24 protein-coding genes are annotated in these 26,848 nt (G+C 67.9%); 8 read left to right on the top strand and 16 right to left on the bottom strand.

Annotation, left to right across the window (positions count from 1 at the left end):
• Positions 1 to 150: 150 nt before the first annotated feature.
• A complete protein-coding gene (locus AOZ06_RS57535; protein ID WP_063810270.1) occupies positions 151 to 1,158 on the bottom strand; it encodes a hypothetical protein in 1,008 nt (335 codons plus the stop codon).
• Positions 1,159 to 1,361: 203 nt separating this feature from the next.
• Here AOZ06_RS57535 and AOZ06_RS52660 point away from each other — a divergent pair, with 203 nt between their 5' ends.
• The 3 genes from AOZ06_RS52660 (at position 1,362) to AOZ06_RS52650 (ending at position 4,884) form a co-directional block, all read left to right on the top strand.
• On the top strand, positions 1,362 to 2,132 hold the full coding sequence (locus AOZ06_RS52660; protein ID WP_054296252.1) for a deoxyribonuclease IV: 771 nt from the start codon (positions 1,362 to 1,364) through the stop codon (positions 2,130 to 2,132).
• Between the two features lie 136 nt (positions 2,133 to 2,268).
• The gene (locus tag AOZ06_RS52655; protein WP_054297568.1) at positions 2,269 to 3,606 is read left to right on the top strand and encodes a glycosyltransferase family 87 protein; all 1,338 of its coding nucleotides are present in this window, start codon (positions 2,269 to 2,271) and stop codon (positions 3,604 to 3,606) included.
• 78 nt (positions 3,607 to 3,684) lie between these two features.
• Positions 3,685 to 4,884 carry an SGNH/GDSL hydrolase family protein gene (locus AOZ06_RS52650; protein ID WP_054296251.1) on the top strand — a complete coding sequence of 400 codons (1,200 nt, stop codon included), beginning with the start codon at positions 3,685 to 3,687 and terminating at the stop codon, positions 4,882 to 4,884.
• Here the strand turns inward: AOZ06_RS52650 and AOZ06_RS52645 are convergent.
• The 3 genes from AOZ06_RS52645 to AOZ06_RS52635 all read right to left on the bottom strand — a co-directional run bounded on the left by AOZ06_RS52645 (position 4,850) and on the right by AOZ06_RS52635 (position 9,631).
• Entirely contained in the window at positions 4,850 to 6,379 is a 1,530-nt protein-coding gene (locus tag AOZ06_RS52645) for a glycosyltransferase family 87 protein (protein ID WP_054296250.1), read from the bottom strand. The genes AOZ06_RS52650 and AOZ06_RS52645 overlap by 35 nt on opposite strands.
• Positions 6,380 to 6,408: 29 nt before the next feature.
• Positions 6,409 to 8,784 (bottom strand): transglycosylase domain-containing protein, encoded by a 2,376-nt coding sequence (locus AOZ06_RS52640; RefSeq protein ID WP_054296249.1) that lies wholly within the window; start codon positions 8,782 to 8,784, stop codon positions 6,409 to 6,411.
• A 442-nt stretch (positions 8,785 to 9,226) separates the two neighbouring features.
• Entirely contained in the window at positions 9,227 to 9,631 is a 405-nt protein-coding gene (locus AOZ06_RS52635) for a DUF5318 domain-containing protein (protein ID WP_168211499.1), read from the bottom strand.
• A gap of 191 nt (positions 9,632 to 9,822) precedes the next feature.
• On the opposite strand from AOZ06_RS52635, the gene AOZ06_RS52630 reads away from it, so the two are divergent.
• A complete protein-coding gene (locus AOZ06_RS52630) occupies positions 9,823 to 10,365 on the top strand; it encodes a PadR family transcriptional regulator (protein ID WP_054297567.1) in 543 nt (180 codons plus the stop codon).
• A gap of 67 nt (positions 10,366 to 10,432) precedes the next feature.
• Entirely contained in the window at positions 10,433 to 11,509 is a 1,077-nt protein-coding gene (locus AOZ06_RS52625) for an inositol-3-phosphate synthase (RefSeq protein WP_054296247.1), read from the top strand.
• Between the two features lie 57 nt (positions 11,510 to 11,566).
• Here AOZ06_RS52625 and AOZ06_RS52620 read toward each other — a convergent pair whose 3' ends face one another.
• The 6 genes from AOZ06_RS52620 to AOZ06_RS52595 all read right to left on the bottom strand — a co-directional run bounded on the left by AOZ06_RS52620 (position 11,567) and on the right by AOZ06_RS52595 (position 18,531).
• A complete protein-coding gene (locus tag AOZ06_RS52620; RefSeq protein ID WP_179950876.1) occupies positions 11,567 to 13,615 on the bottom strand; it encodes a PhoX family protein in 2,049 nt (682 codons plus the stop codon).
• A 166-nt stretch (positions 13,616 to 13,781) separates the two neighbouring features.
• Entirely contained in the window at positions 13,782 to 15,839 is a 2,058-nt protein-coding gene (locus tag AOZ06_RS52615) for a PhoX family protein (protein ID WP_054296245.1), read from the bottom strand.
• Positions 15,840 to 15,930: 91 nt separating this feature from the next.
• Positions 15,931 to 16,719, bottom strand: a complete 789-nt coding sequence (locus AOZ06_RS52610) for a hypothetical protein (RefSeq protein WP_157233719.1) — start codon at positions 16,717 to 16,719, stop codon at positions 15,931 to 15,933.
• Positions 16,719 to 17,234 (bottom strand): RNA polymerase sigma factor, encoded by a 516-nt coding sequence (locus AOZ06_RS52605; RefSeq protein ID WP_236952014.1) that lies wholly within the window; start codon positions 17,232 to 17,234, stop codon positions 16,719 to 16,721. Before AOZ06_RS52605 ends, AOZ06_RS52610 begins: the two co-directional genes overlap by 1 nt.
• 47 nt (positions 17,235 to 17,281) lie before the next feature.
• Complete coding sequence (locus tag AOZ06_RS52600) at positions 17,282 to 18,058, bottom strand: hypothetical protein (RefSeq protein WP_157233718.1); 777 nt, start codon at positions 18,056 to 18,058, stop codon at positions 17,282 to 17,284.
• Positions 18,058 to 18,531, bottom strand: a complete 474-nt coding sequence (locus AOZ06_RS52595; RefSeq protein WP_225953114.1) for a sigma-70 family RNA polymerase sigma factor — start codon at positions 18,529 to 18,531, stop codon at positions 18,058 to 18,060. The genes AOZ06_RS52600 and AOZ06_RS52595 overlap by 1 nt, the downstream gene beginning before the upstream one ends.
• A gap of 145 nt (positions 18,532 to 18,676) precedes the next feature.
• Between AOZ06_RS52595 and AOZ06_RS52590 the strand changes: the two genes are divergently transcribed.
• Genes AOZ06_RS52590 through AOZ06_RS52580 form a run of 3 tightly spaced genes read left to right on the top strand, consistent with a single transcriptional unit; the run spans position 18,677 to position 20,993 of the window.
• Positions 18,677 to 19,567: a DNA-processing protein DprA gene (locus AOZ06_RS52590; RefSeq protein WP_054297565.1), complete on the top strand. Its 891-nt coding sequence runs from the start codon at positions 18,677 to 18,679 to the stop codon at positions 19,565 to 19,567.
• Positions 19,564 to 20,316 (top strand): phosphoribosyltransferase, encoded by a 753-nt coding sequence (locus AOZ06_RS55685; RefSeq protein WP_054296241.1) that lies wholly within the window; start codon positions 19,564 to 19,566, stop codon positions 20,314 to 20,316. The genes AOZ06_RS52590 and AOZ06_RS55685 overlap by 4 nt, the downstream gene beginning before the upstream one ends.
• Before the next feature lie 17 nt (positions 20,317 to 20,333).
• The gene (locus AOZ06_RS52580; RefSeq protein WP_054296240.1) at positions 20,334 to 20,993 is read left to right on the top strand and encodes an SDR family oxidoreductase; all 660 of its coding nucleotides are present in this window, start codon (positions 20,334 to 20,336) and stop codon (positions 20,991 to 20,993) included.
• Here AOZ06_RS52580 and AOZ06_RS52575 read toward each other — a convergent pair.
• The 6 genes from AOZ06_RS52575 to AOZ06_RS52550 form a co-directional block, all read right to left on the bottom strand.
• Positions 20,965 to 22,275, bottom strand: coding sequence for an amidohydrolase family protein (locus tag AOZ06_RS52575; protein WP_054296239.1), 1,311 nt, complete (start codon positions 22,273 to 22,275; stop codon positions 20,965 to 20,967). The genes AOZ06_RS52580 and AOZ06_RS52575 overlap by 29 nt on opposite strands.
• Before the next feature lie 9 nt (positions 22,276 to 22,284).
• Entirely contained in the window at positions 22,285 to 23,232 is a 948-nt protein-coding gene (locus tag AOZ06_RS52570) for a nitric oxide synthase oxygenase (RefSeq protein WP_054296238.1), read from the bottom strand.
• 109 nt (positions 23,233 to 23,341) lie between these two features.
• Positions 23,342 to 23,983, bottom strand: a complete 642-nt coding sequence (gene trmB / locus AOZ06_RS52565; protein WP_417999989.1) for a tRNA (guanosine(46)-N7)-methyltransferase TrmB — start codon at positions 23,981 to 23,983, stop codon at positions 23,342 to 23,344.
• Positions 23,984 to 24,050: 67 nt separating this feature from the next.
• Positions 24,051 to 24,560 (bottom strand): hypothetical protein, encoded by a 510-nt coding sequence (locus AOZ06_RS52560; RefSeq protein ID WP_225953115.1) that lies wholly within the window; start codon positions 24,558 to 24,560, stop codon positions 24,051 to 24,053.
• A gap of 370 nt (positions 24,561 to 24,930) precedes the next feature.
• A complete protein-coding gene (locus AOZ06_RS52555; protein WP_054296235.1) occupies positions 24,931 to 25,689 on the bottom strand; it encodes an ABC transporter permease in 759 nt (252 codons plus the stop codon).
• A complete protein-coding gene (locus tag AOZ06_RS52550) occupies positions 25,686 to 26,624 on the bottom strand; it encodes an ABC transporter ATP-binding protein (RefSeq protein WP_054296234.1) in 939 nt (312 codons plus the stop codon). The genes AOZ06_RS52555 and AOZ06_RS52550 overlap by 4 nt, the downstream gene beginning before the upstream one ends.
• Positions 26,625 to 26,848: the final 224 nt, after the last annotated feature.

Genomic DNA, 26,848 nt, shown 5'->3' with positions numbered 1-26,848 from the left:
GCAGGAAAGGGTAACAGGACGCCACACACGGCTTCGTCGCGCCGGTCGTTTACGCACCGCAACGCGCCCGATATCGCCCCGGCTCAGCTGGCAAGCGGGCCGAAGCGAAGATGTCGGTTGCGTGGAGCGGGGTGGAAATGGAGGGCGGTCCTACACGGCAGCTTTGCGCAGAACCCACGTCCGCACCAGAGCCGCGGTCACACCGGACAGCGCGAGCACCGCGAGCAGCACGGACACGTCGATGTCGTTGCGCCCGGACGTGCCGCCGATCGCCTCGGCGTGGCCGGCGGCCTGGACGCCGTCGTTGGGCGGGTTGTCCACGCCGAGGATGCCGAACTGCGGGCTGTAACCCGGCACGCCGGAGCCGTACCGCACGGCCGGTGACGGCGCGTACAGCCCGGCCTGGGCGAACGGGATCGTGCTGTAGTCGGTCATCGGCGAGCGGCCGGTGTTCAGGCCGGTCCAGCCGGAGAGCGTCGGCGCGGAGGGCAACCCGCCGATCACGGGCAAGGTGGTCTGGACCGGGGGCGGGGCGCCCGGTGCGACGCCGCCACCGCCGCCGCCTGCCGGAGGCTTGCCGGTCTGGCCACCACCGTTCGTCGGCGGCTTGCCCGTGCCGGGCTTCGAGCCACCCGCTCCGGGCGCCATCGACCTGGCGAGCTCGTTGGCCTTGTTGGCCAGCGCACCGGTGGTGTCCTGGGCCTGCGCCGCGGCGGTGTTGGCGACCTGCACGGTCACGCCGCACAGCCCGGCGAGCGTGTCCTGCACGCCCTTGGCCACGCCGCCGATGATCGGGCCGACCAGCGGGATCTTGTTCAGCTCCTTGATCACGCCCGAGGCGATCTGACCCGCGGTGATGTACCCGCCGCCGACGGGGATCGCGCCGATCGGGATGGGCGGCAGCGCCGCGAACACCGACCGGACGGTCGGCGTGATCAGGTTCAGCGGGTCGAGCGCCCTGACGATGTTCACCACCGGCTCGAGCACCGCGGCCGGTTTGAGCTGGATCGGGGTGCCCGCAGCGCCTTGGACAGTGGCCGCGCAGCTGCCGATCACCACGGGAGTCGCCGCGACCGCGGTGCTCCCGCCAAGCAAGCTGCTCGTCAACACGACGATGGCAACCGCGAACGCGGCGGCCAGCCGTTTGGCGAGTCGCATATCCAGTCCTCCGTCGTACCGGCGAGTAGCCTCTAGGAGATCCAACGACCGTACGCGCAGTTGGTGACGCTGAACACCGGTAATCACCCGCACGTCGGTATGGGCGGCCACGCCCCGTGTTCTTCCTCCAGGTGGAGTAGCGCGCCCCCGGCAGGCCTACCACCGGCTCGTTTGCTATTGGAGGCCGACTACGCTCGCTGGCCATGCGTATAGGTGCCCATGTCCGCGACGACGATCCGCTCGCCGCGGCGCGCGAGCGTGGCGCCGAGGTGGTCCAGTTCTTCCTCGCCGACCCGCAGTCGTGGAAGAAGCCGCCTGAGCACCCGCAGGCCGAGGCGCTTCGGGCCACCGACCTCGATGTCTTCGTGCACTCGCCGTACCCGGTGAACATCGCGTCGATGAACAACCGGATCCGGATCCCCTCCCGCAAGACCGTCACGCAGCACGCCGAGGGCGCCGCCGCGATCGGTGCGAAGGGCCTGGTCGTGCACGGCGGCCACGTCACCAAGGGCGAGGACCCGGCCGACGGGATCGGCAACTGGCGGAAGTTCTTCGAGCGGCAGGCCAAGGACGGCGGGTTCCCGCTGCCGATCCTGATCGAGAACACCGCGGGCGGCGACAACGCCATGGCGCGCCGGTTCGACGTGCTCGCCAGGCTGTGGGACGCGGTCGGCGAGTTCGGCGCCGGGTTCTGCCTGGACACGTGCCACGCGTTCGCCGCGGGTGAGGAGCTGGTCGGCATCGTCGACCGGGTGAAGGCCATCACCGGCCGGATCGATCTCGTCCACCTGAACAACTCGCGGGACGAGTTCGGCTCGTCACGCGACCGGCACGCGAACATCAGTACTGGCACCATCGAACCGGAGGTGCTCGCGGCGGTGGTCGCCGCGGCAGGGGCCCCGGTCGTGGTCGAGACCCCGTCCGACGGCCAGGCGGAGGACATCGCGTTCCTGCGCCAGGCGCTTGGCGGGTGAGGACGTGGTGCGTCCGGGGCAGGTGTCCGAGGAGGCGGAGGAGTCGGTGGGCCAGCAGGAGGCGGGCGAACCGGCATCCACGGAGCGGCAGCCCGGCGGGAAGGCCGTCCAGTTCGGCCGGGTCGCGCTCGCGTTGATGGTGTTGCTGTGCGGGGTGACCCTGCTGCTCGGCTTCGCCAACAAGGACAGGTGCACCGGCCCGCGGTTCGACAAGTGGGGCCGCAGCGAACCGGACTACACGCAGCGCGCCCGCAGCGACGCCTGCTACTCGGACATCCAGTACCTGTGGGTGGGCCGGGACATCGAGAAGCACGTCTTCCCGTACGTCCACGGCGGGATCAACGCCAAGGGCGAGCTGACCGGCGGCACGGTCGAGTACCCGGTGCTGACCGGGGTGGTGATCTGGCTCGGTGCCCTGTTCGCGGGCACCGACGCGGGGTTCCTGCTCGGCTCGGCGATCCTGATGGCGCCGTTCGGCCTGCTCACCGCGTGGATGCTCGGCAAGCTCAGCAGGTGGCGCGCGCTGTTGTGGGCGATCGGGCCACCGCTCGTGTTGTACGCGTTCCACAACTGGGAACTGCCGGTCGTGCTGTGCGCGGTCGCCGCTGTCTACGTGATGCACCGCGGCTGGGGCAAAGCCGGGGTGAACCGGCCGTTGATGGAACGGGCGACGTTCGCGGCTGTGCTGCTCGGCCTCGGGTTCACGTTCAAGCTCTATCCGGCGATCTTCGTGATGCCGTTGATGCTGTACGTGCTGACCGGCGGCAGAGACGGCCGGGAGCTGCCGGAAGGCAGGCGCCACAACGTCAAGGGCATGCTCCAGGTCGCGTGGGTCGCGTTGCTGACCGCGGTGCTGGTGAACCTGCCGTTCGCGCTCGCCGGGTTCGAGGGCTGGAAGGCGTCGTTCACCTTCCAGGGCCTTCGGCAGGCCGACATCACCACGAACTCGTTCTGGTTCTGGGGTTTCCGGCCGGAGTCGGACCCGAAGAACGTCGAGTTCCAGGACATGGTCACGTTGTGGTCGCCGTTGCTGGTGCTCGCCTCGTTCGCGCTGGCGCTGTACCTGGGCTGGCGGCGGTACCGCAAGGACGGGACGTACCCGTGGATCGCGGTGTCGGCCGCGATGCTGTGCGGGTTCCTGCTGCTGCACAAGGTCCACTCGCCGCAGTACACGCTGTGGCTGGTGCCGATGTTCGTTCTGCTGCGGGTGCACATCGGCTGGGCGATCTCGTACTACATCGCGGACTTCGCGATGGGAGTCGGGATCTTCACGTGGTACCACGCGATCGACGTCAACAAGGCGACCACGATCTACGACGGTTTCACCGCGCAGATGGTGATGATCGGCGTGTGGGGCCGGGCGGCGCTGCTGGTCGGGCTGTTCATCGGGTTCCTGAACGCCAAGTCCACTGTGGACGATGATCCGGTGCCGGAGTTCCTGCCCGGCGTACCCAGACCGGCCACGCTCGGTTAGCGCCGCTGTCCGCTCAGCCGCGGATTGTCAGCCGATCGGCGGTGGACCGGAGATCATCGCAGCGAGCACGTTGATCGGATGAGACGACTGCTGGCTGCGGGCATGGTGGCCGCCGCGACGATCGGCCTGGTGGCCACGTCCAGTGGCGCCCAGACTCCGGGTGGGTGGATCGGCACGTGGGCCGCCTCGCCCGCGACAGGCGTGGCGAACACCGACGACGGCTACCCGAACTTCTCCATCCGCAACGTGGTGCACACCAGCGTCGGCGGCGGTGTCGTGCGGGTGCGGCTGTCGAACGCGTTCGGCGCGAAACCCTTGCAGTTCGGCCAGGTCACGGTGGCTGTCGCGGCCGAGCCGAACAGCCCGCGCGCGGTGCCCGGCAGCGTGCGCACCCTGAAGTTCGGCGGGTCGCAGACGGTGACCGTGCCACCGGGCGCCGAAGTGCTGACCGATCCCGCGGTGCTGCGCGTGCCCGAGGACTCGGACCTGCTCGTCACGACCTACGTACCGACGCCGTCCGGCCCGGTCACCTACCACCCGGCCGCGCTGCAGACCTCGTTCTTCAACCGCACCGGCAACTTCACCACCGACGAGTCGGGCACGCCGTACAACGAGCAGACCCACGTCTGGCACTACGTCAGCGGAGTCGACGTGCAGGGCTCACCCGCGTCCGCGTCGGTGGTCACGCTCGGCGACTCGATCACCGACGGCGTCGGCTCGACAGCGGGGACCAACCGGCGCTGGCCGGACGTGCTGGCCGATCGCCTGAAGACCTCGCAGCGCAGGCTCGGCGTGCTCAACGCCGGGATCAGCGGCAACAGGCTGCTGCTCGACGGCGGCGGGTTCGGCCGCAACGCGCTGGCCCGGCTGGACGAGGACGTGCTGAGCCTCGGCGGGGTACGGACGTTGATCGTGCTGGAAGGCATCAACGACATCCAGCAGACCCCGCACCAGACCGACCCGGCGCAGCTCATCGCCGCCTACAGGCAGATCCTCGCGCAAGCCAAAGCACGGGGCATCCGCGTGGTCGGTGGCACGATCACGCCCTTCAAGGGCTGGGGCGTGTGGACCGAGACGCTCGAAGCCACCCGCCAGGCCGTGAACACGTTCATCCGCGCCGGCGGCGCGTTCGACGGCGTGGTCGACTTCGACGCGGCGGTCCGCGACCCGCGGGACCCGCTGCGGATCAAACCGGAGTACGACACCGGCGACCACCTGCACCCGAACGACGCCGGGCTGCGGGCTATGGGCGAAGCGGTGCCGCTCGGCCTGCTCTGAGCAGGAACCTGTCGGCGGCCCCGTCGAGCACGCCACCGGCGGGGTCGTCGTCACCGGACTTGCGGACCAGGTCGCGTTCCGGGTGGTAGATCTCGTAGATCACCAGCGCGCACAGGGCGATCACCACGACATCGCGGACGAGCACCGCGCCGAGGAACCACTCGACCGGCAGGCCTTTGTGGTCGGTGCCGAGGTAGTACATCATCCGCGGCGCCCAGACGAACGCGTCGACGGTCATCCACGCCAGCAGGATCTTCCACCGCGGCAGGGCGAGCACGGCCAGCGGCACGAGCCACAGCGAGTACTGCGGGCTCCACACCTTGTTGATCAACAGGAACGAGGCGACGAGCAGGAACCCCAGCTGCGCCAGCCGCGGCCGGGTCGGTGCGGACAACGCCATCCACCCCACCGCCGCGCACGCGATCAGGAACAGGACCGCGGTCAGCGTGTTCAACACGGTCGGCGTCTGCCACGGCCCGAGTTCGCCGTCGAACCCTGGCCAGCCGGTGAACCCGGAGATCACGTTGTAGATGGAGTCGGTGTCGGCCGCCCGCGCGGTGTTGCGCCGGAAGAACTCCCACCAGCCCGCGGGGTACTGCCACGCGATCGGCGCGTTCACCGCGAGCCATGTGCCGAGCGCGGCGACGGTCGCCCGTTGCCACTCGCGCAATTTCCCGGCTCTCAGACAGAGCACGAACAACGCGCCGAGGAAGAACAAGGGGTAGAACTTCGCCGCGCCGCCCAGACCGATCAGGACACCGGCGAGCACCGGTTTGCGCCGTGCCCACGCCAGGATCCCGGCCGCGGCAGCCGCCGTGGCCAACGTGTCGAAGTTGGTGAACGCGTGCACCACGACCACTGGCGACACGGCGACGAGCAACGCGTCCCACGGCCGTCGACGGGCCGTCCGCATGGTCGCCCACACCGTGACGAGCCACGCCAGGGCCAGCCAGAAGGCCGTGATGTTGAAGTAGATCGCGACCGGCAGCGCGCTGGCCAGCCCCATGTCGAGCCAGCCCGCGGTGAGCTTCGCGTTGACCCACTGGAACAACCCGGTGATCACCGGGTACTCCATGTAACGGGTCTGCTGGGTCGGCTTGCCCTCGTCGTCGATCCAGCTCGTCCTGTACGGGAACGTGTCCGGCTTGTCGAGCTGCTCGGCGGTGTAGAGCGGGACGACGTCCGAGTAGCACATCGCGATGTACGGCCGGGCCGTGCGCCAGTCGAGCTCGAACTGGCCCTGCTCGTTGGTGTACTGCTGGATGCAGCCGACCTTGCCGAACCAGCTCAGCGTCAGCGCGAACACGCCGACGAGGAACGCGATCCGCAGCGGCGTCCAGAACCACTGCCTGCCCACCTGCGCGTGCTGCCCGAGCGGACCACCGATGACGGCCGCCGCGCCCTTGGCCAGCGGTCCGGTTCTGGTGGGAGCGACTCGCTCGGTCGGGTCGAGCGAGTCGGTGTCACCGGTTTCGTCGGGCTGCACGCGCGAGATGCTACGTGGATCGGATCATGCGGTGTCGACTATCCGTGCGACCCGATCAGATCGTCGGGATTGCTCGGTTCGCCCGTGGGACATCCCGGGCGACCGGGGCAACCTGGCGGGTTGGTGCCGCCCGGACCACCAGGACCGCCGCCCCCGGGCCGCCTGGTCGTCGTGGTGGTCGTCTCGGTCGTCGTGGTGTTCGTCGCGGGCGGCTGCTGGGTCTGCGTGTTGGTCGACGGCGTGTTGTTGGCCGAGGAGCTGGCGTTCTTGCGTTCCTCAGCCGCCCGCGACTCCGCCTCCGCCTGCTGCGGGGACTTGCCGATCGGGGTGAACTTGCCGAAGTCCTTCGCGTCTTTGCCCTTGAGGTAGGAGTCCATGAACTCCTTCCAGATCTCCGCGGGCAGGCCGCTGCCGTAGACCGCGCCCCGCTTCTTGTCCCGCAGCGCCGAGTTGTCGTCGGAGCCGACCCAGACCGCGGTGGAGATCTGCGGCGTGTAGCCGACCATCCACGCCGCGCAGTTGTCGGCCGATGTCGTCTTGGCCGTCTTGGCGCAGTTGTGCGTGCCGGTCTTGCCGGCGCACTCGTGGCCGCCCTCGCACTTGTACTTGCCGTTCTTGGTGGTGTTGATCACCGGGATCAGCGACTCGGTGACGTTCCTGGCGATCTTGGCGTTGTCCCCCGGGTCGCTCTTGTTGAACGCGAGGGTCGCGTTGCCCAGGTTCTTGTCGCCGTCCCAGACCACCCGGTCACCGTCGTTGGGGTTGGTCACCTTCGCCACGACGTGCGGGGTCCGCTTGTTGCCGTTGGCGGCGAAGGTCGCGTACGCGCCCGCCATGTCGATCGGCCTGGCCACGTAGCGGCCACCGCCGATGGCGATGTTCAGGTCGAGCGGGTTGTCCTTGTCGCCCTCGAGCGGCGTTCCGGCGCGGCCGATGTTCTTCGGGATGCCCGCCTCGATCGCGGCCTTGGCCACGGCCGGGTACCCGACCTCCTTGAACGCGATCTCGGCGAACACGGTGTTGATCGACATCTCCATGGCCTTGGCGACCGTGCACTGCTCGCCGCAGCTGTCGTTGCCCTCGGAGTTGTTGATCGTCGCGCCACCGAACTTGCGCCCGGACCTGCCGTCGTAGGTCTGGCCGAGCCCTTTGCCCTCGTGCAGCAGCGCGACCAGGTCGAACGGCTTGAACGACGACCCGGGGTTGTACCAGCCGCGTGCGTAGTCCGTGGCGTTCGTGCCCTGGTTGTAGCCGTAGTAGGCGATGACCCGGCCGGTCTGGGGGTCGACGGCGACGAGCGCCTTGCGGAGGTTCTCCGGCTGCCCCTGCATGATCTTGTCCGCCGCGGCGGCTGCCGCCTTCTGCGCGCCCGGGTCGATCGTGAGCTGGATCTTGTAGCCGTTCTTGTTGATCTCGTCTTCCTTGATGCCCTGTGCGTCCAGTTCACGCTTGGCCTGCTGCCAGAGGAACTGCATGTCCGGGGTCATCTGGCCGGAGCCCTCCTGCACGGGGACCGGCTCGGGGAACGGCTGCTCCGCCTTCTCCTGCGGAGTCATCCACTTGTTCTCGATCATCTTGTTCGTGACGTATTCCCAGCGCGACTTCACGTAGTCGTTGTCGTTGCTGGCGCGCGACGGCGTCTGGATCACTCCGGCGAGCACGGCGGCCTCGGACTTGGTGATCTTGTCGAGGTCCTTGTTGTAGTACGCCTTCGCCGCGGCGGCGATGCCGTACGCCCGCTTGCCGAAGTAGACCGTGTTCAGGTAGCCGGTGATGATGTCGTTCTTGTCCGTGGTGTTCGACAGTTTGTACGCCGTGACCAGCTCGAGCGCCTTACGGGTGAGGGTCGGGTCCTCGTTGCCGGTCGCCTTCTTCACGTACTGCTGGGTGATCGTCGAACCACCACCGGTGCCGCCTGTGAGGTTGTTCCACACGGCGCCGGCGATACCCATCAGGTCGAAGCCGTCGTTCGTCTCGAACGTGGCGTCCTCGGAGGCGTAGACCGCGTGCAGCACGTCTTTGGGGATCTGGTCGTACTTGACGAGCGTGCGGCGGCCCTGCGGGGCGACCGTGGTGAACGGCGAGTCGTCGGCGTAGGTGACCGTGACGGTCTTGTCCAGCTGGTCGGCCAGCTTCTCCGGGTTCGGCACGTCGACGAGCTGGTACGCGATGAAGAACGCGATGATCGGGCCGATCATCATCAACGCGAGGAAGACGTAACTGGTGCGCCTGATCCGCCGCCAGATCTTCTTCTTGCGCCTGCGGCGCGCCTCCTCGTCGGAGATGACCGGCTCGGCATACTGGCTGTCAGGATCGTCGTACTCGTCGTAGTCATCGAATTCGCGGTGCGTGAGCAGCTCGGGCTCAGGCGCGACTCGACCACGGCCACCACTGCCGCCAACGGCGCTGACCACGTCGGTCGGCTGCTCGGCTGGGGCGTTCTGCGGGACTCGGACGGTCTGCTGGCCTGGGGGTGGACCGGCTGGCGGGCGTGCACCGGGCGGTGGCGGCATCGGCTGGCCGGGCCGCGGGCCGCCGGGCGGGCGACCAGGTGGGCGAGGGGGACCGCCTCGGGGTGCTCCCGCCGGTGGGCGCTGACCGGAATGGGGACGCTCGGGTGGCGCTTCGGTCGGCCACTGCGGTTGCTGGGCAGCGGGCGCGTCGTCATCATCGAAGGACGGCTTCCAGAAGCCGGTGCTCTCCCCCGACTGTTCCTGGCGACGCCCGCGCCTGCCGGCGTCCGGGTCGTCACCCGTGGGCCATTGCGGGTCTCTATGGTCGTTCACAACTGGGCCTTCCAGACGTCCGCGGGCATGCGGAGCAGTTTGTGACGGGTCAAGTGCGTTTGCAACCGCCTCACTCCGCCACTGTCCTCCTGCGTGGCTTGCCGGAACGCAGACCACGCGTTCCCAAGACGTATGACTGCACTAGGTGGTTCCATGAACATGTGCGGCAAACTTCTACCGCATACACGGTGAACTCCTCGTAGAGGTTCGCCAGCTTGGCGAGTTCCTCGGGAGCTCGGGCGGAACCGGACGCGTGCTTGAGCTCGTCACCGTAGATCCACGACACCAGAGTCAGCGGTTCCTTGCGGCAGACCGGACATTGCACGTCCGTCGGCTGGCCGTGGAACTTCGCGGCTCGCAGCAGATATGGGCTGGCGTCGCAGACCTCCATCGTGCCCACCCGGCCGGAGTAGACCTCGGCCAGCAGCGCACGGCGCTGCAGCGCATAGTCCACTACCTGACGTTGGGTCCGCACACCGCACAGACTACGGGTCCTCACCTGTCTGCCGCTGCGCCGTTCAGACCAGCGCGTTCCCGGCACGCCCTCCACCTGCGGTTCGTGCCGTGGGTGTCGATTGCCACAGCCTCATATCGTTGAAACGCGGCCCGATGTATCGGCACGATATAATCGGTCGGTAGGTCACCGTGTCCGGGAAGGAGGTCTCGGTGCTTGAGTTCGCCATCCTCGGGCTCCTGCACGAGGCTTCGATGCACGGCTACGAACTGCGCAAACGCCTGTTCGACCTGCTCGGCACCCTGCGCACGTTCTCGTACGGATCGCTCTACCCGACTTTGCGCCGGTTGCAACGCGCCGGCTGGATCGTCGAGGAGGAACCGGACGAGAGCCGGACGTGGGGCCGCCGTGCCAAGCGGGTCTACAAACTCACCGCGGACGGCAAGGAACGCTTCGCCGAGCTGCTGGCCGACGCCGGCCCGCAGACTTGGGACGACGAGGGGTTCGGCGTCCACATGGCGTTCTTCTCCCGGACACCCGCCGAGGTCAGGATGCGGATCCTGGAAGGCCGTCGCAGGCGTGTCGAGGAACGCAGGGAAGGCCAGCGCTCCGCGATGTCGCGGATGGGCGAGCAGATCGACCGGTACACCCGCGAGCTGCACCGGATGGGATTGGAAAGCAGCGAACGTGAGGTCCGGTGGCTCAACGAGCTGATCGCCGAGGAGCAGCGCGAGCAGGACGGCGGCGCGCTGTGAGGCGGCGGAAAGACCAGTGACGGCAGCTGAAGGCGCCGTCAGCGGAAAAAGGATAAGGAGAACCGGCATGGGCCAAAGCGTGAAAGTGGCCATCGTCGGCGTCGGCAACTGCGCGGCTTCGCTGGTGCAGGGCGTCCACTACTACCGCGACGCCGATCCAGCCACCCGCGTGCCCGGCCTGATGCACGTGCAGTTCGGCGACTACCACGTCCGCGACGTGCAGTTCGTCGCCGCGTTCGACGTGGACGCCAAGAAGGTCGGGCGTGACCTGTCGGAAGCCATCGTGGCCAGCGAGAACAACACGATCAAGATCTGCGACGTGCCCCCGCTCGGGGTGACCGTGCAGCGCGGCCACACCCTCGACGGGCTCGGCGAGTACTACCGCGAGATCATCACCGAGGCCGACGAGGAGCCGGCCGACGTGGTCAAGGTGCTCAAGGAGTCGGGCGCCGACGTGCTCGTGTCCTACCTCCCGGTCGGTTCGGAGGAGGCGGGCAAGTTCTACGCCCAGTGCGCGATCGACGCGGGTGTCGCGTTCGTCAACGCGCTGCCGGTGTTCATCGCCTCGGACCCCGAGTGGGCCGAGAAGTTCCGCGCGGCGGGCGTGCCGATCGTCGGTGACGACATCAAGTCCCAGGTCGGCGCGACGATCACGCACCGGGTGATGGCGAAGCTGTTCGAGGACCGCGGGGTGGAGCTGCTGCGCACGTACCAGCTGAACTTCGGCGGCAACATGGACTTCATGAACATGCTGGAGCGCAAGCGCCTGCAGTCCAAGAAGATCTCCAAGACGCAGTCGGTCACGTCGCAGATCCCGCACGAGATGGAGAAGGCCGACGTGCACATCGGCCCGTCCGACCACGTGCCGTGGCTCGACGACCGCAAGTGGGCGTACGTGCGCCTCGAGGGCCGGTCCTTCGGCGACACCCCGCTGAACCTGGAGTACAAGCTCGAGGTCTGGGACTCCCCCAACTCGGCAGGCGTGATCATCGACGCGGTCCGCGCGGCCAAGATCGCCAAGGACCGGGGCCTCGGCGGCCCGATCCTGTCGGCGTCGTCGTACTTCATGAAGTCCCCGCCCGAGCAGTACTCGGACTCCGAGGCCTACGAGGCGGTCGAAGCCTTCATCCGCGGCGACGCCTGACCCTCTCGTGAGTGTTTTGGCCGGTTCTAACCGGCCAAAACACTCACGAGGTTTTTCTCAGTCGCAGATCGAGCCGCGGCGCGGCCAGACCGCGACGACGGACGGACGCGGCTGGCTGGTGCCGCCGTCCGGCCAGTGCGACAGCGGGTTGTCGGCGCTGGCGCCGGTGAGCTCACCCGGGTGCTGCACGGACACGAGCACGAAGTCGTTCTCGATGACCGGCCCGCAGGTCTCCGCGCCCTTCGGCACGGTCAGGAACTGCTTGACCCGGCCGCGGTAGCGGCCCTCGGTCGGCACGGCGAACAGGCCGTCGTTGGACTTCAGCGCGTTGCCGTCGGTCGAGATCCAGAGGTTGCCCTTCTTGTCGAAGGCGACGTTGTCCGGGCACGAGATCGGGCTGACCTGGGTCTTGTCGTAGCCGCCGAAGTACGTGTCCGGCGACGCCGGGTCACCGCAGACCAGGAACAGCTTCCACGAGAACTTCGTGGCTGTCGGGTCGTTGCCGCGCTCTTCCCACTCCAGCACGTGACCGTGCTTGTTGTTGATCCGCGGGTTGATCTCGGTCGGGCCTTCCTTGCCCGCCGCGACACCGCGGTCGGTGTTGTTGGTCAGCGCGGCGTAGACGCGGCCGGTCTTCGGGTTGGGCTCGATGTCCTCAGGGCGGTCCATCTTGGTGGCGCCCACCTTGTCGGCGGCCAGCCGCGTGAAGACGTAGACCTCCTCGGCGGTGAATCCGTCTACAAAGGACTTGTCGCCGCTGGCGAGCGGGATCCACTCGCCGGAGCCGTCGAACTCGCCGTCGGACGGGAGTTTCCCCGAGCCGTCGATCTCGCTCGCCGGGCTGTCGCCGGTGAACTTGGCGACGTACAGCGTGCCCTCCGACAGCAGCTTCTTGTTCTCCTCGCGCACCCGCTGGCTGCTGCCGTGCTTGACGCGGTTCTTCGAGACGAACTTGTAGATGTAGTCGAAGCGCTCGTCGTCGCCCATGTACGCGACGACGCGGCCGTCACGCGCGACACGCACGTTGCAGGCCTCGTGCTTGAAACGGCCGAGCGCGGTGTGCTTGACCGGCGTCGAGTGCGGGTCGTTCGGGTCGATCTCGACGACCCAGCCGAACCGGTTGAACTCGTTCGGCTCCTGCGCGACGTCGAAGCGCTTGTCGAACCTCTCCCACTTGCGCGTGGTCGACTTGCCCAGCTTGCCGTAGCGGGTCACGCGCGGGTCGGTCGACGCGGCGCCGCTGTTGGCGAAGTAGCCGTCGAAGTTCTCCTCGCCGGACAGGATCGTGCCCCACGGCGTGACGCCACCGGCGCAGTTGCCGAACGTGCCGAACACCTTGCGGCCCGACTTGTCGGCCGAGGTCTGCAGGAACTTGCTGCCCGCGGCCGGGCCGGTGAACGCGAACTCGGTGGTGACGGTGATCCGGCGGTTGTAGTGCCGGTCCAGTTTGGGCACGAGCTTGCCGGAGAAGAAGTCCTTCTGCACCACGACGACCGAGAAGCCGTGCGCGGCCCAGCCGATCCTGACCTGCTCCTCGGTCGGGTTCTCGGCGTTGTAGCCCTTGAACATGAAGGTCTCGGACGTGTACTCGTGGTTGGAGCCCATCAGCCAGCGGTTCCAGCCGAGCGGGACCAGGCCGCAGAAGTCGTTGTTGAAACCGAACTGCTTGGCCTGCGCGGCGGCGGTCTGCTTGTCGAAGTCGAACCTCGGCGCGCCGGGCAGCACCGCGTCGCCCCAGCGGATCACGACCGCCTGGTCGTAACCCTCCGGCGTGACGATCCGGTCCTCGGTGTTCGGGGCGACCGGGTCGAAGTTCAAGCCGTCGCGGCGGTCCGGCCGGCCACGCCCCTGGGCGTCGACGGCCTGGTCCTTGGTGTCGGGCGCGGCGGCGGCCGTGCCACCGAGCGCGGTCACCCCGGCTCCGGCGACGGCGAGCACCGCGCCCGCCTTGAGCATCCCGCGACGGCGGACGACATCGCGGACGACGTCACCGAAGTACTCGTTGTCAGAGGTGTTGGGCGCATCGTGGAAACACGCGTTGTTGCAGCGGTACTGGCAGGTGATGGCCTGCCGACCGTGGTGGTCCTGGGTGAGCAAAGGCAGCATGGGGCGGCCAGGCTCGGGGCGTGAGGACACGCGAAGCCTCCCGTACGAGGGTCAGTCCGGAACGGCTGAAACGTAAGCGCGACAGGGGGTGATCAGCCGAAATCCAGGTGAACGCGGAGCGAACAGCTGACGCCATCGCACGGGAGAATCGCCTGGTTACCGCATGTCATGACCCGATCTTGGCCGGACCGTGCCGCCCCGGCTTCCACACCGCGACCACCGACGGCCGCGGCTGGCTGGCACCGCCGTCCGGCCAGTGCGACACGGGCTTGTCGGCGCTCGCGCCGTCGAGCTCGCCGGGGTGCTGCACGCAGACCGTGACCAGCCGTTCCTGCACGATCGGCCCGCACGTCTCCGCGCCACGCGGCACCGTGAGGAACAGCTTGAGGTTGCCGCGCTGCGGGCCGTCGACCGGCACGGCGTACAGGCCGTCGTTGATCCCCAGCGCGCCCGCCGAGTCGGTGGAGATCCACAAGTTGCCGTACTGGTCGAAGGCGACGTTGTCCGGACTGGAGATCGGGCTGACCTGGTCCTTGGGGAAACCCGCGAAGTAGGTGTCCGGGTCCTTCGGGTCACCGCACACCAGGAACAGCCACCAGTCGAACCGCAGCGACAACGGGTCGTGCTCGGTCAGTTCAAGGATGTGACCGTGCTTGTTGTTGTTGCGCGGGTTGATCTCGGTCGCGCTCTCCTTGCCGGGCAGCACACCGCGGTCGACGTTGTTGGACAACGCCACGTAGACCTTGCCGGTCTTCGGGCTGGCCTGCACGTCCTCCGGGCGGTCCATCTTGGTCGCCCCGGCCTTGTCGGCGGCCAGCCGCGTGAAGACGTAGACCTCCTCCGCGGTCATGCCCGGCACGAACGAGCGTTTGCCGCTGGCCAGCGGGATCCACTCACCGGTGCCGTCGAACCGCTTGTCGGACGGGAGTTTCCCGGTGCCGTCGATCTCGCTCGCCGGGCTGTCACCGGTGAACTTGGCGACGTACAACGTGCCTTCGTCGAGCAGCGTCATGTTGTAGCGACGCGCGGCACTGCTGTTGCCCTTGCGCATCTTGTTCTTGGACACGAACTTGTACAGGTACTCGAAGCGCTCGTCGTCGCCGGAGTACGCGACCACACGCCCGTCACGAGCCACACGGATGTTGGCGCACTCGTGCTTGAACCGGCCCAGCGCGGTGTGCTTGACCGGCATGGACTCCGGGTCGTTCGGGTCGAGTTCGATGACGTAGCCGAAACGGTTGACCTCGTTGGGCTCCTTGAGCATGTCGAACCGCTTGTCGAACCGCTCCCACTTGCGGGTGGTCGCGCCGGTCGCGACGCCGTAGCGCGCGGCCCGCGACTTGACCGGTTCGGCGGTCTGGCCCGCGTTGGCCCAGTACCCGTTGAAGTTCTCCTCGCCGGACAGGATCGTGCCCCACGGCGTGACGCCGCCCGCGCAGTTGTTCAACGTGCCGAGCGCGATCGTGCCGGTCGGGTCGGCGGACGTCTTGAGCAGGTCGCTGCCCGCGGCCGGCCCGGTGATCCGGAACGGCGTGGTCATCGTGATCCGCCGGTTGTGGCGGCCGATCACCGGCTTGAGCCTGCCCGAGCCGCGGACCTGCTCGACCTCCACGACCGACAGGCCGTGCGCCGCCCACGCGATCCTGGCCTGTTCCTCGGTGGGGCCGGCCGGCGAGTAGCCCTTGAACATGAAGCTCTCGGAGGTGTACTCGTGGTTGGTGACCAGCAGCTGGTTGCGGCCGGGCAACGGCATGAGCGCCGCGAAGTCGTTGTTGAAACCGAACTGCTTGGCCTGCGCGGCCGCGGTCTGGTTGTCGAAGTCGAACTTCGGCGCCCCCGGCAGCACCGGGTCGCCCCACCGGATGACGATCGCCTGCTCGTAGCCCTCGGGCACGACCACAGCGTCCTGCGTGTTCGGCTGGACGCGGTCGAAGTTCAGGCCGGGGGTGCCGCCGCCACCCCGGGCCTCGTCGCCGTCCTGGTCGCCGGCCGTGGCTGTGCCGCTGAGCCCGGCCACACCACTGGTGGCGAACGCGACCACGGCGCCCGCCCTGAGTGCCGACCGCCGGTTGATCACGTCGGTGACGATGTCGCCGAGGTAGCCGTTCGCCGTGGGGTTGGGCGCGGGGTGCGAGCAGGCGTCGCCGCAGCGGTACTCACAGGTCACCGCCGCCCGGCTGCCGCCGTTGAGCAGGGGCAATGGGATGCGTGGTGGTGAGGTCAAAGCTCCTCCAGTCCGCTCGGGAGGAGATCGACACTAAGCCGCCGCGGCCGGAAAGTGAACGACCGAACGTCGCCTTGTGTTCACCATGCGTTCATACGCCGTTGTAGAAGATGTCGTCGGCATCGTTGTACAGCGAGTACGCCAGCGGCGGCTTGGACGAGTTCACGAACGCGCCGAAGAACACCACGTCCGCGCCGAACTCCTTGGTCGTCGCCGGTATCAGCTCGTTGTTCTCGGCTCGCCGCAACGTCATCTTGACGGCCGGCCGGCTCATCACGTACAGCCAGATGCCCTTGTTGCCCTCGAGGAACTTGTCCGGAACCTGCCTGCGCCCCCACTCGAACTTGCCCGCCTTCGGCGGGGTGAGCGGGATGCAGTCCGGCTCACCGTAGGTGAGCTGGTCCGGTCCGTTGATCACGCCGCCTTCCACGGTCTGGGCGATGCACATGTGCCGGTCGCCGTTGCTCGCCTGGATGACGTACGCCCACGTGATCAGGTTCTTCCTGTCCGCCATCACCTTGTTCGTGATCTGCGTGGGCTGGGTCACGACGGTCTCACCGTCGCGTGGCTCGTAGCTGACCCGCCACCTGCCATCCGGGAGCGTCGACCTGCCGGTCGTCGTCCGCTCCGGCGCGTTCGACACCTCCGGCAGCGCGCCCGGGTCGACCGGAGCGTGCCCCTGCTGGATGACCATGATCGGGACGGCGATCAGGACCGCCGCCGCTGCCGCCACGATGGCCGTGACCGCGGGGCGAACCCGATGTTTGCGGCTTTTCAGGGCGAGCCTGCGCTGTTGCTCGTTCCATGCGCCGTGGCTTGGCGGCACCTCCTCGGCCATCGAGGTGAGTGTCGAGCGCAGCTGCTGCTCCAGCTCGTCCATCACCACTCCTCCAGGTGCTTGCGCAAGTTCGTCATCGCGTGCGATGTCGTTGCTTTGACGGTGCCGACCGCGACCCCGAGTGTGTCGGCGATGGCCGCCTGGTCCAGGTCCAGCCAGTAGCGCAGTACGAGAACTTCTCGTTGCCGGCGGGAGAGCTTGCCGAGTGCCTCCCTGATCCGTTTGTGTTCCTGTCGCGCCATCGCGTGCGTTTCGGCCGACAGTTCGTCCAGCATCACATCCGGCGGTGTGCGACGCACGACACGCAGATGCCTCAGCCGCGAGCGGCTGAGGTTGACGACCATCGTCCGCAGGTAGGGCAGGGCTTTGCTGTCGTCGTACAGCTTTTCCCAGCGGTCGTGCAGTCGGACGAACGCCTCCTGCGCGATGTTCTCCGGGTCGTCCGCACCGAGCAGGTACGCGAGTCGCTTCATCGCCTCGAAGGACTCGTCGAACAACGCTGAGAAAGCAGCCGTCGCGCTCGCCCTGAACGGCCCGGCATCGGACCCGGAAGCCACCGCTTTCACGGTTGCTGCACGCCTGAAACCGGTCACGGGTTTAGTGGTCATTCGCCGTTCTGCAATGTCTGGTGCTGCGCGTCGAACACCGTGAACTGCTTCGGCGGCTTCGGCGCGTTGACGTAGGCGACGAACACCGCCAGGTCGGCACCGATCTTGGGGCTGGTGGCCTGCGTGTAACCGGTGCCTTCGGGCTGCTTGAGCAGCATCTCGGCGGCCGGGCGGCTCATCACGTAAACCCACATGGCCCTGGTGGTGTTCGTGATGCCCTGCATGCGGCCCCATTCGAACTTGCCCTGCTTGGGCTCGTTGAGCTTGACGCAGTTGGGCTCGCCGTACTTGGCCTGCTCGGGGCCGTTGATCGGCGCACGCTCCGGCGCCTGGGTGAAGCACAGCCGACGGTCACGATGCTGCGCCTCGACCACGTACGCGTACGACATCAGCGGCTTGTCGCTGCCGGGCTGCTGCTCCGCGCTGAGCACCGCGGGCGGCGTCAGCAGGGTCTCGCCCTCGCGAGGCCGGTACTCGACGTCCTGCCCGGGAAGGCTGCTGATCGACGCCGTCGACAGCGGCGGGTTCACGCCGGAGACCACCGGCAGCGCGCCGGGCTCGAGCGGACCGTTGACCTGCTGGACGACCATGATCGGGACGGCGATCAGAACCGCCGCCGCAGCCACGGCCGCCATAACCGCGGGACGAAGTCGATGTCGGCGACTTTTCAGGGCCAACCTGCGCTGCTGCTCGTCCCATGCGCCGTGGCTTGGCGGCACCTCCTCGGCCATCGAGGTGAGTGTCGAGCGCAGCCGTTGCTCCAGCTCGTCCATCACCACTCCTCCAGATGCTTGCGCAAGTTCGTCATCGCGTGCGAAGTGGTCGCCTTGACCGTGCCGACCGCGACCCCGAGCGTGTCGGCGATCGCCGCCTGATCCAGGTCCAGCCAGTAACGCAGCACGAGAACTTCTCGCTGCCGACGGGAAAGCTTTCCCAGCGCCTCCCTGATCCGTTTGTGCTCCTGCCTGGCCATCGCGTGCGTCTCGGCCGACAGTTCGTCCAGCATCACATCCGGCGGCGTACGACGCACAACGCGCAGATGCCTCAGCCGTGACCGGCTCAGGTTCACGACCATCGTCCGCAGGTAGGGCAGCGCTTTGCTGTCGTCGTACAGCGTGTCCCACCGATCATGCAACCGGACGAACGCCTCCTGCGCGATGTTCTCCGGGTCGTCCGCACCGAGCAGGTACGCGAGTCGCTTCATCGCCTCGAAGGACTCGCCGAACAGTGCTGAGAAAGCAGCCATCGCGTCCATTCTGGACGGTCTGACATCCGCGTTCGCAGCCACCGCTTCCACACCCCCTACACGTCCCGGCCCATGCGGAGGTTTAGTGGCAAGATACGGGCCAGTCCGAGGCCAACTGTGAACGTTTGTTCGATAGGGTGTGGGTGTGGCTGATCTTCGCGAGCAGGCGGCCCTGTTGCTGGCACTGCGAACAAGCGAGCTCGCATGGCCCGTGATCGCCCGCAGGGTGGAGGAATCAGGCTCTGCGCTGCGGATCCTCGACGACCTGACAGCTCCGTCGACGCCCACGCTCGACCATCGCCCGCTTGATCTCGACTCGGCGATCGCCGCGGTACAGGATGAGATCGAGCAGTGGTCGGCCGAAGGTGTCAGCTTGGCCACGTTGCTCGATGAGAGCTATCCCACACAGCTGTTGATGGTCCACCAACGACCGCCGTTCCTCACGTTCCGAGGCTTGCCCGATCCGTCCGAGACGAACGCCGTCGCCGTCGTGGGCAGTCGCGCGGCCAGCCCGGCCGGCCTTGAACGGGCCCGTGATGTCGCGACGCTCCTCGCGAATCATGGGACGACTGTGGTGAGTGGGCTGGCCGCAGGCATCGACACCGCGGTGCACCGTGCGACGCTCGATGCCGGGTCGCGGACAGTCGCGGTTGTCGGAGTCGGACTACGGCACTGCTATCCGGCTGAGAACCGTGAGTTGCAAGAACAGATCGCGCGTACTGGTGTGGTGATATCGCAGTTCTGGCCGGATGCCGGACCAGCGAAACACCAGTTCCCCATGCGCAACGCGGTGATGAGCGGTCTCAGCGTGGCGACTGTCGTCGTCGAGGCAGGTGAGCACAGCGGAGCCCGAACGCAGGCTCGTCTCGCTCTCGAGCACGGCAGACATGTCTTCCTGATGCGGGAGACTCTGGTGAACGAGTGGGCCCGAGCCATCGCGGATCGCCCCAACACCACTGTGCTCGAAGGTCCTGACCACTTGATCAAGGTGCTGGATGATCTGCTCGCCGAGGTTCCCGACCTGATTGCCGGATGAGCCCGAGGTCGCGGATCCTGGAGCGCTACCGCAACGTGCTGGTGGCTGTACCTCCATCGGGAGCCGATGTCTGCCGGGTCTGCTGGCGCGACACGAAGCGCCATCCGTATTGCTGGCAGTGCCATCAGCAACTCCAGGAACACGGGAGTCTGCTCGCTGATGTCGTGGTCCCGATCGCACTCGCCGACCAATCGAGGCAGTTCGCGCACGAACTTCGTCAGTACAAGGACGGGCGAGACGATGTTCGCCGCGGGCTGTACGTTGGCCTCACCGCGGTGCTTGCCGAGTTCCTGCGCCTGCATGAGCAATGCCTCGCCGCGGCAGCTGACGTGGGCGGCTTTGATCGGGTCACATACGTGCCCAGTACGGGTGGCCGGCAGCCGCATCCGTTGGCGAGGATGCTCGGCGAGGCCATTCTCCAGACGAAGCCTCGGTTCGCGCGAGCAATGGAGCCAGTGGAAGGTGTTCCCACTGATCGAATCGTGCGTCCTGAACGGTTCACCGCGCGTGAGGACGTGACTGGACTGAACATGCTGGTCGTCGATGACGTGTGGACAACCGGTTCCCGCATGCAGTCGGCAAGCATCGCCCTGAAGAACGCTGGTGCGGCCAACGTCATCGGGTTGGTGCTCGGTCGCTGGTTTGCCGACGACTACCCGCCCGCGAAGGCATATCTGCGAAGCGCCAAGGCGGAGCCGTTCGACTGGGATCGTTGTTGCCTTGGCCGGTCGGGACGCGGTCATTGCTGATCTCTTAGAGTCAGACCGTGAAGAGAGCTTTGGTGACGGGTGCGTCCGGCGGGATCGGGGCGGCGATCGCCCGGCTGCTGGCGCCGACGCACGAGGTGTGGCTGGGCGGCCGCACGATCCCCGACGACCTGCCGGGCCGGCCGTGGCCGCTGGACCTGCGGGACTTCGACGCGTTCGAGGAGCGAACAGCCGAGATCGGTGACCTCGACGTGCTCGTGCACAGTGCGGCCATGAGCGACCTCGGGCCGGTGGCGACCACGTCGCTGCAGACCTGGCGTGACACGTTCGAGCTGAACGTCTTCGCCGTGGCCGAGCTCACCAGGGTGTTGTTGCCCAAGCTCAGGGCCGCGAAAGGACACGTCGTGCTGATCAACTCGGGCGCGGGCATCCGGATCAACGCCACGTGGGGCTCGTACGGCGCCAGCAAGTTCGCGCTGCGGGCGTACGCCGACGCGCTCAGGGCCGAGGAGCCGGATCTGCGCGTGACCTCGGTCTTCCCCGGCCGGACGGCCACCGAGATGCAGCGCAAGGTGCGCGCGCTCGAGGGCGGCGAGTACGAGCCGGAGAACTACCTCAAGCCCGAGACCGTCGCGCGGGCCGTGCTGAACGCGATCAACACGACCGACGACGGCCACCAGACCGAGGTGGTCATCCGCCAGCGAGCAACCGCTGTGTGACCGCCCCGGCGAGGGCCTGTGCCTCGGCGCGGTCCACCCGTGTCGTCTCGAAGTCCTCGACCACCTTGTCGCCCGCGACCCACACGTCCGCGACCTGACGCGCACCCGCCGCCCACACCACATTGGACAGCAGTTGCGCGTCGGGCACGTCGACACCGGCCGCGAACGCGGGCGCGTCGGTGCTGATGTGCACGAGGTCCGCCCAGCGGCCCTGTTCGATCGCGCCGATGTCGTCACGGCCGATCGCTGCCGCGCCGTGCCGGGTCGCCATCAGCAGCACGTCCGGCGCGACCAGCGCTGAGGCGTCCATGGTGGACAGGCGGCTGAGCATCGCGGCCAGCCGCACCTCCTCCCACAGGTCCAGGTCGTCGTTGCTGGCTGGGCCGTCCGTGCCGATGCCCACTGTCACGCCGGCTTCGCGCAGGTCACGCACCCGCGCGATGCCGGATGCCAGCTTGGCGTTCGAGCCGGGGCAGTGCGCGACCGCGACGCCGTGCCTCGCGAAGATCGAGATGTCCTCGTCGGACAGGTGGACGCAGTGCGCGGCAATCACCCGGCCGCCGTAGAAACCCAGTGATTCCAACAACTTCGGCACCGAACCGTGCTCGGCGCGCTGCACCGGGTCCTCCAGCGCCGCTTCGGCGACGTGGATGTGCATCAGGGCATCGCGGTCGTGCGCCGCAGCCGCGACCTCGGTCAGGATCTCCGGCGTCAGCGTGTACGCCGAATGCGGGCCGTACCCGATCTCGATCCGGTCGCCCGGCCCGAACCGCAGGCCCTCGACGTCGATCAGCTTGCTGATGTCGTCGATCAGCGACCGCACCTCGAAGCCGGGCGCCTCGATGATCCCGCCGGTCAGCACCGCCCTGCCACCGGTGCGCAGCACTGCCTCGGCCAGTTTGTCCAGGTGGAAGTACATCTCGACGCTGGTGGTCACCCCGGCGCGGAGCATCTCGACCGACCCGAGCAGCATGCCCGCCGCCATGTCCGACGCGCTCAGCCGCTCCTCGGCCGGCCAGATGACCTCCTGCAGCCAGCGCAGCAGCGGCAGGTCGCCGCCCATCCCGCGCAGCACGGTCATCGGCGTGTGCGCGTGCGTGTTCACCAAGCCGGGCACCAGGATTCCGGACAGCTGCGTGACCGGTTCGTCGCCGGGCGCGTCGGCGAGCGGGCCGACGTACCCGATGCGGCCGTCGTCCTCGATGTCCACAACGGCATCGCGCAGCACAGAACAGTCCGGGTCGCACGGCAGGACGATCGGGGCACGCAAACGCTGACGCATGCGGAAACGCTATCCCAGGAAACTGGGCGCGTGCCTCTCCGGTTCGCGCCTGGCAGGGCGCGCGTCCCGCGGCGCGATGCTCACACCCGCTGATCGGAACGAATGCAGCACCGCCCGGTCGAGTACGAGCGCGGCGCGTTCTCGCCACCGTGATTCGTCGGTCGCCGTGTCCAGGCCGAGGTGCTCGGCGATCACCCGGCTGAACCCGTACGCCCGGTCGTCGCCGAGCGCGTCCGCACCGATCGCCGACGACGTGTGGATCCCGTTGAACACCACCGGGTACTCGACACCACCGATCGACAACAGCTGCGAGCGGGCGCCGACCGCGTGCCAGCGCAGTCCGAGATCGACGAACCAGCTGAGCTCGGGGTGTTCCAGCGGGACCTCCCGCACGACGTCCCGTGGCAACGCGAACAGGCGCACACCGACGTGCTCGTCGCGCACGACGAGAGGAAGCAGGTCGAAGGCGCTGCGCGCGGTCGGCGAACGCCAGCCCATCTTGCGGACCGTCTCGGTGAACGCGACATGCCTGCGGTCGCCCATCACCTGACCGTGCTGCGCGTATCCCGCGTAGCGGATCAGTTGCTCGTTGATCAGCCTCGGGCTGTCCGGCGCGAAGACGGTCACGGTCGGCTGGACCCGGCCTTTGCTCGCGGCCAGCCGCAGGTGCCGCACGCACCCGGTCGCGACCTCGGTCGCCGTGCGGGCCGCGCGCAGATCACGCACCAGCAACCCGCGCCACGGAACCCCGTCCGTGTAGACACCGCTGTCGCGCAACGCGATCCGCGCGCCGTACGCCAACTCCGCACGAGTGTGTTCGTACGTACCGGTTTCCGCGATCTGCGCGCGGACTTCGCCGAGCCTCGCCCGCACGCTCCCGGCACGCGGGCGCGCGCCGTGGTAGCGGTGCAGGAACTCGTCGGCGGCGACCAACTCGGTGGATAACAGGGCAGTCACCCACTGCTTATCGGCCGAATGCCGCAGTGGGCTCAACTACCTGGTCGGGTGTTGCCGCTGCCGGGCGAACTACGCACAGTGGCCGGACGTGCCGAGCGGAGTGAGGCAGTCAGGCACTGGGCGCCTTTTCGAAGACGAGGTCGCGGATGTCCCGCCCTTCGGTGTGCGCGCGCGACTCGAACTTGGTCACCGGCCGCCATTCGGGCCGCGGCGCCCAGCCCGAGTACACATTGCGCAGTCCCGGCTCGGCGGAACACACCTCGAGCATGTGCTCGGCGTAGTGCTCCCAGTCGGTCGCCATGTGGAACCGGCCGCCCGGCGCCAGCCGCGACGCGACCAGCGACACGAAGCCGGGTTGGACGATCCGGCGCTTGTGGTGCCGTTTCTTGGGCCAGGGGTCCGGGAAGTACAGCCGGACCTCGGACAACGTGCCGGGTTCGATGTGGTCGGTGAGCAGGACGACCGCGTCACCGCGCAGCAGCCGCAGGTTGGTCACGTCCAAGTCGGCCGCGCGCATCATCAGCTGCGCCAGGCCCGCCTGGTACACCTCGACCGCGAGGTAGTTCACCTCCGGTGCCGCCGCGGCCAGTTTGGACGTGGTCTCGCCCATCCCCGACCCGATCTCCAGCACGACGGGCGCGGACCGGCCGAACCACGCGCCGGTGTCCAACGGACCGGCCGGAAGGCTGGAAACGTCCTGCCCCAACTCGGGCCAATGGCGTTCCCAAGCCCGTTCCTGGCCGACCGTCATCCGCCCGCCGCGCTGTACATAGCTGACGACAGTGCGCCTGCGTACTTCTTGTTCCACCCGCAAGAAACTAGAACACGCTCTCCCACCGGGCGAGGTTGGATCGCAGATCGCCCATCCCGTTCACCGCGAGCGGGGCAGGCGCCTGCCCGGTGGTCGTGTGCACGGGCTGGATGTCCAGCCAGCCGTTGTGCCGGTGGGTGAGCACCAGCGTCGTCGGCACGGCAGGCCCGGAAACCCGGCGCTCGGAAGGCATGTACTCCCAATAGCCGCTGTCGCCGTCGCTGTACCACGGCACGAAAACCCAGCCCGGCCTGGCGTCGAGCAATTTCCCGACCCGGTCCTCCAGCAGGAAACCTTCCGCCCGCGAGCTCAGTCCACCCGCCGCCAGCGCCTTGAGCCACCACGGCGCGGCGAGCTGCTGGTCGACCTCGGCGGCCGAGGCGTACAGGGCCAGCACCTGGTCCTCCGGTGCGCGGTGGATCCACGCGCGGCGCGTCTCGGCAGGTCTGGTCGAGCCCGCGATCGACGCCAGCGCGGCGTGCGGCTCGATGGCCTGCGACCATTCGAGCTCGATCATCGGTTCTACTCGTAGTTCACGGCGTGCCCTTGGCACAACCGGCTCCGGTGGTTCGGTAGGAGCGCTTACATCAGTGACCGTCAACGTCCACCTCCGATGGTTCGTGACGGGGTCAACATCGATCTGAGCGCTAGTCGAACACCGTTGTCCGCGAACTGTGTAAGGCCTCACAGCCTCTTTACGTGGTCTTAACCAGACCTCATGCGCTAGATCGCTTCGTTACATCCTTGCAAGCGCGTGCGGTGATCGCAACCGTCCGTGACCAGACCAACAAAGGAACCCGAGCCACCCCCCGACAGGTGACCCGGGCTCCCTTTCCCCCGTTGTACCCGGCAGATCCCCCGATCGACCCGCCAGGTGGTTCTTTCGTTCAGGCGTCGCGCTTCTTGGCGACCACGATGGCGATCACCAGCATGACGACGGAGAAGCCGGCGAAGTAGGCCAGCGCCGCCCACGGCGGCAGCGTGCTCGTCGACGAACCGGGCCCCTGGAAATCGCCCGCGCCGTCCGGGTTGCCGGTCAGGAACCGGTTGGCGACGTTGAACGGCAGCCACTTGTGGATGTCGGCGCCGACGCTCGGGATCAGCTGGACCAGGTTCTCGGCCACCAGCGAGTACGCCAGCAGGATCGACACGGCACCGGCGGTCTGCCTGATCAGGATGCCGACGGACACCGCGACCACCGCGGCGAAGAGCGTCACCAGTCCGGTGCCCGCGACCTGGCGCCAGTCAGCCTCGCTGTTGAGCGCCAGGTCGGCGTCCGGCTGGATCAGCGTCGCGACGCCCAGCGACCCGAAAGCGGCGATCACCCCGAGCACACCCGCGGTGAACGCGACCACGGTCGTCTTGGCCAGCAGGGCGGACGTCCGGCTCGGCACGGCCTGGAACGTGGTCTTGATCGTGTTGAAGCGGTACTCGGTGGTCACCGACAGGGTGGCGAGCACCAGGATCACGGCGAGCGCGAAGGTGAACCCGAACTGCGAGACCGGGACCGACACCTGGCCCGCGTTGCTGGCCGACGCGCTGACCAGTCCGGCGAAGCCGACCATCAGCCCGAGTGCCAGTGCCATGCACCACCACGGCGAGCGCGTGGAGAAGAGCTTGATTCGTTCGACTGCGAGCAGCGTCATCGGTTCACATCCACCATCTGGTCAACGGATTCGGCAAGTTCGGTGTGGTACTCGACGGAGTCGCCGGTCAGCTGCATGAACGCCTCTTCCAGCGATCCGCGCTGCGGGCTGAGCTCGTGCAGCACGACCTGGTTGGCCGCGGCGATCTCACCGATCTGCGCGGCGTCCACACCGGACACGATCAGCGCGTCGGCGTCGTCGCGCATGGCGGCGCCCGTTTCGCTCAGCGCGTCACGCAGCTTGCTCACCTGCGGGCTGCGCACCTTGACGGTGTTCTCCGTCGCGGCGTGGATGAAGTCCTCAGTGGAGCGCTGCGCGATCAGCCTGCCGCGGCCGATCACCACGAGCTCCTGCGCGGTCAGCGACATCTCCGACAGCAGGTGGCTGGAGACCAGCACGGTCCGCCCCTCGTCGGCCAGCCGGTGCATGAACTTGCGGATCCAGAGGATGCCTTCCGGGTCGAGGCCGTTGACCGGCTCGTCGAACAGCAGGATCCCCGGGTCGCCGAGCAGCGCACCGGCGATGCCCAGGCGCTGCGACATGCCGAGCGAGAAACCACCCGCGCGCTTCTTGGCCACGGCGGTCAGGCCGACCAGGTCGAGCACCTCGTCCACCCGGCGGGTGGGGATCTTGTTGGACACGGCCATCCAGCGCAGGTGCGCGTAAGCCGACCTGTTCGGGTGAACCCACTTGGCGTCCAGCAGCGCACCGATCTGGCGCAGCGGGTTGCGCAGTTCGCGATAGTGCTTGCCGTCGATCAACGCGACACCGGAGGTCGGGTTGTCCAGGCCGAGCATCATCCGCATGGTGGTGGACTTGCCCGCGCCGTTCGGTCCGAGGAAGCCGGTGACCCGGCCGGGCTGAACCGTGAACGACAGATCGTTGACCGCGAGGGTCTTCCCATACCGCTTGGTGAGGCCCCGTGCCTCGATCATGGTCGCTCCTTCAACAGTGGTTCCCGCCTCGATGGATCAATCGTGTCGTCCCGGGCTGTCCCACCGCGTCCTCCCACGGTCCGGAGTTGTCTCCTCCCGTGGTCCGAACTCGGGGTCGGCCCGCAGTCGTAGCGTGGCGGACAATCTGTCAACCCGCGATCCGGGAAGTCCCCCACCTGTCCTCGGGGTCGGGGGTCAGGGTCGACAGTGTTAATGAACCATGC

Source organism: Kibdelosporangium phytohabitans (assembly GCF_001302585.1).
In the GTDB taxonomy this organism is placed as follows: Bacteria; Actinomycetota; Actinomycetes; order Mycobacteriales; family Pseudonocardiaceae; genus Kibdelosporangium; species Kibdelosporangium phytohabitans.
Note: the sequence above shows the minus strand (reverse complement) of the source record. Positions and strands in the feature narration are given on the sequence as shown.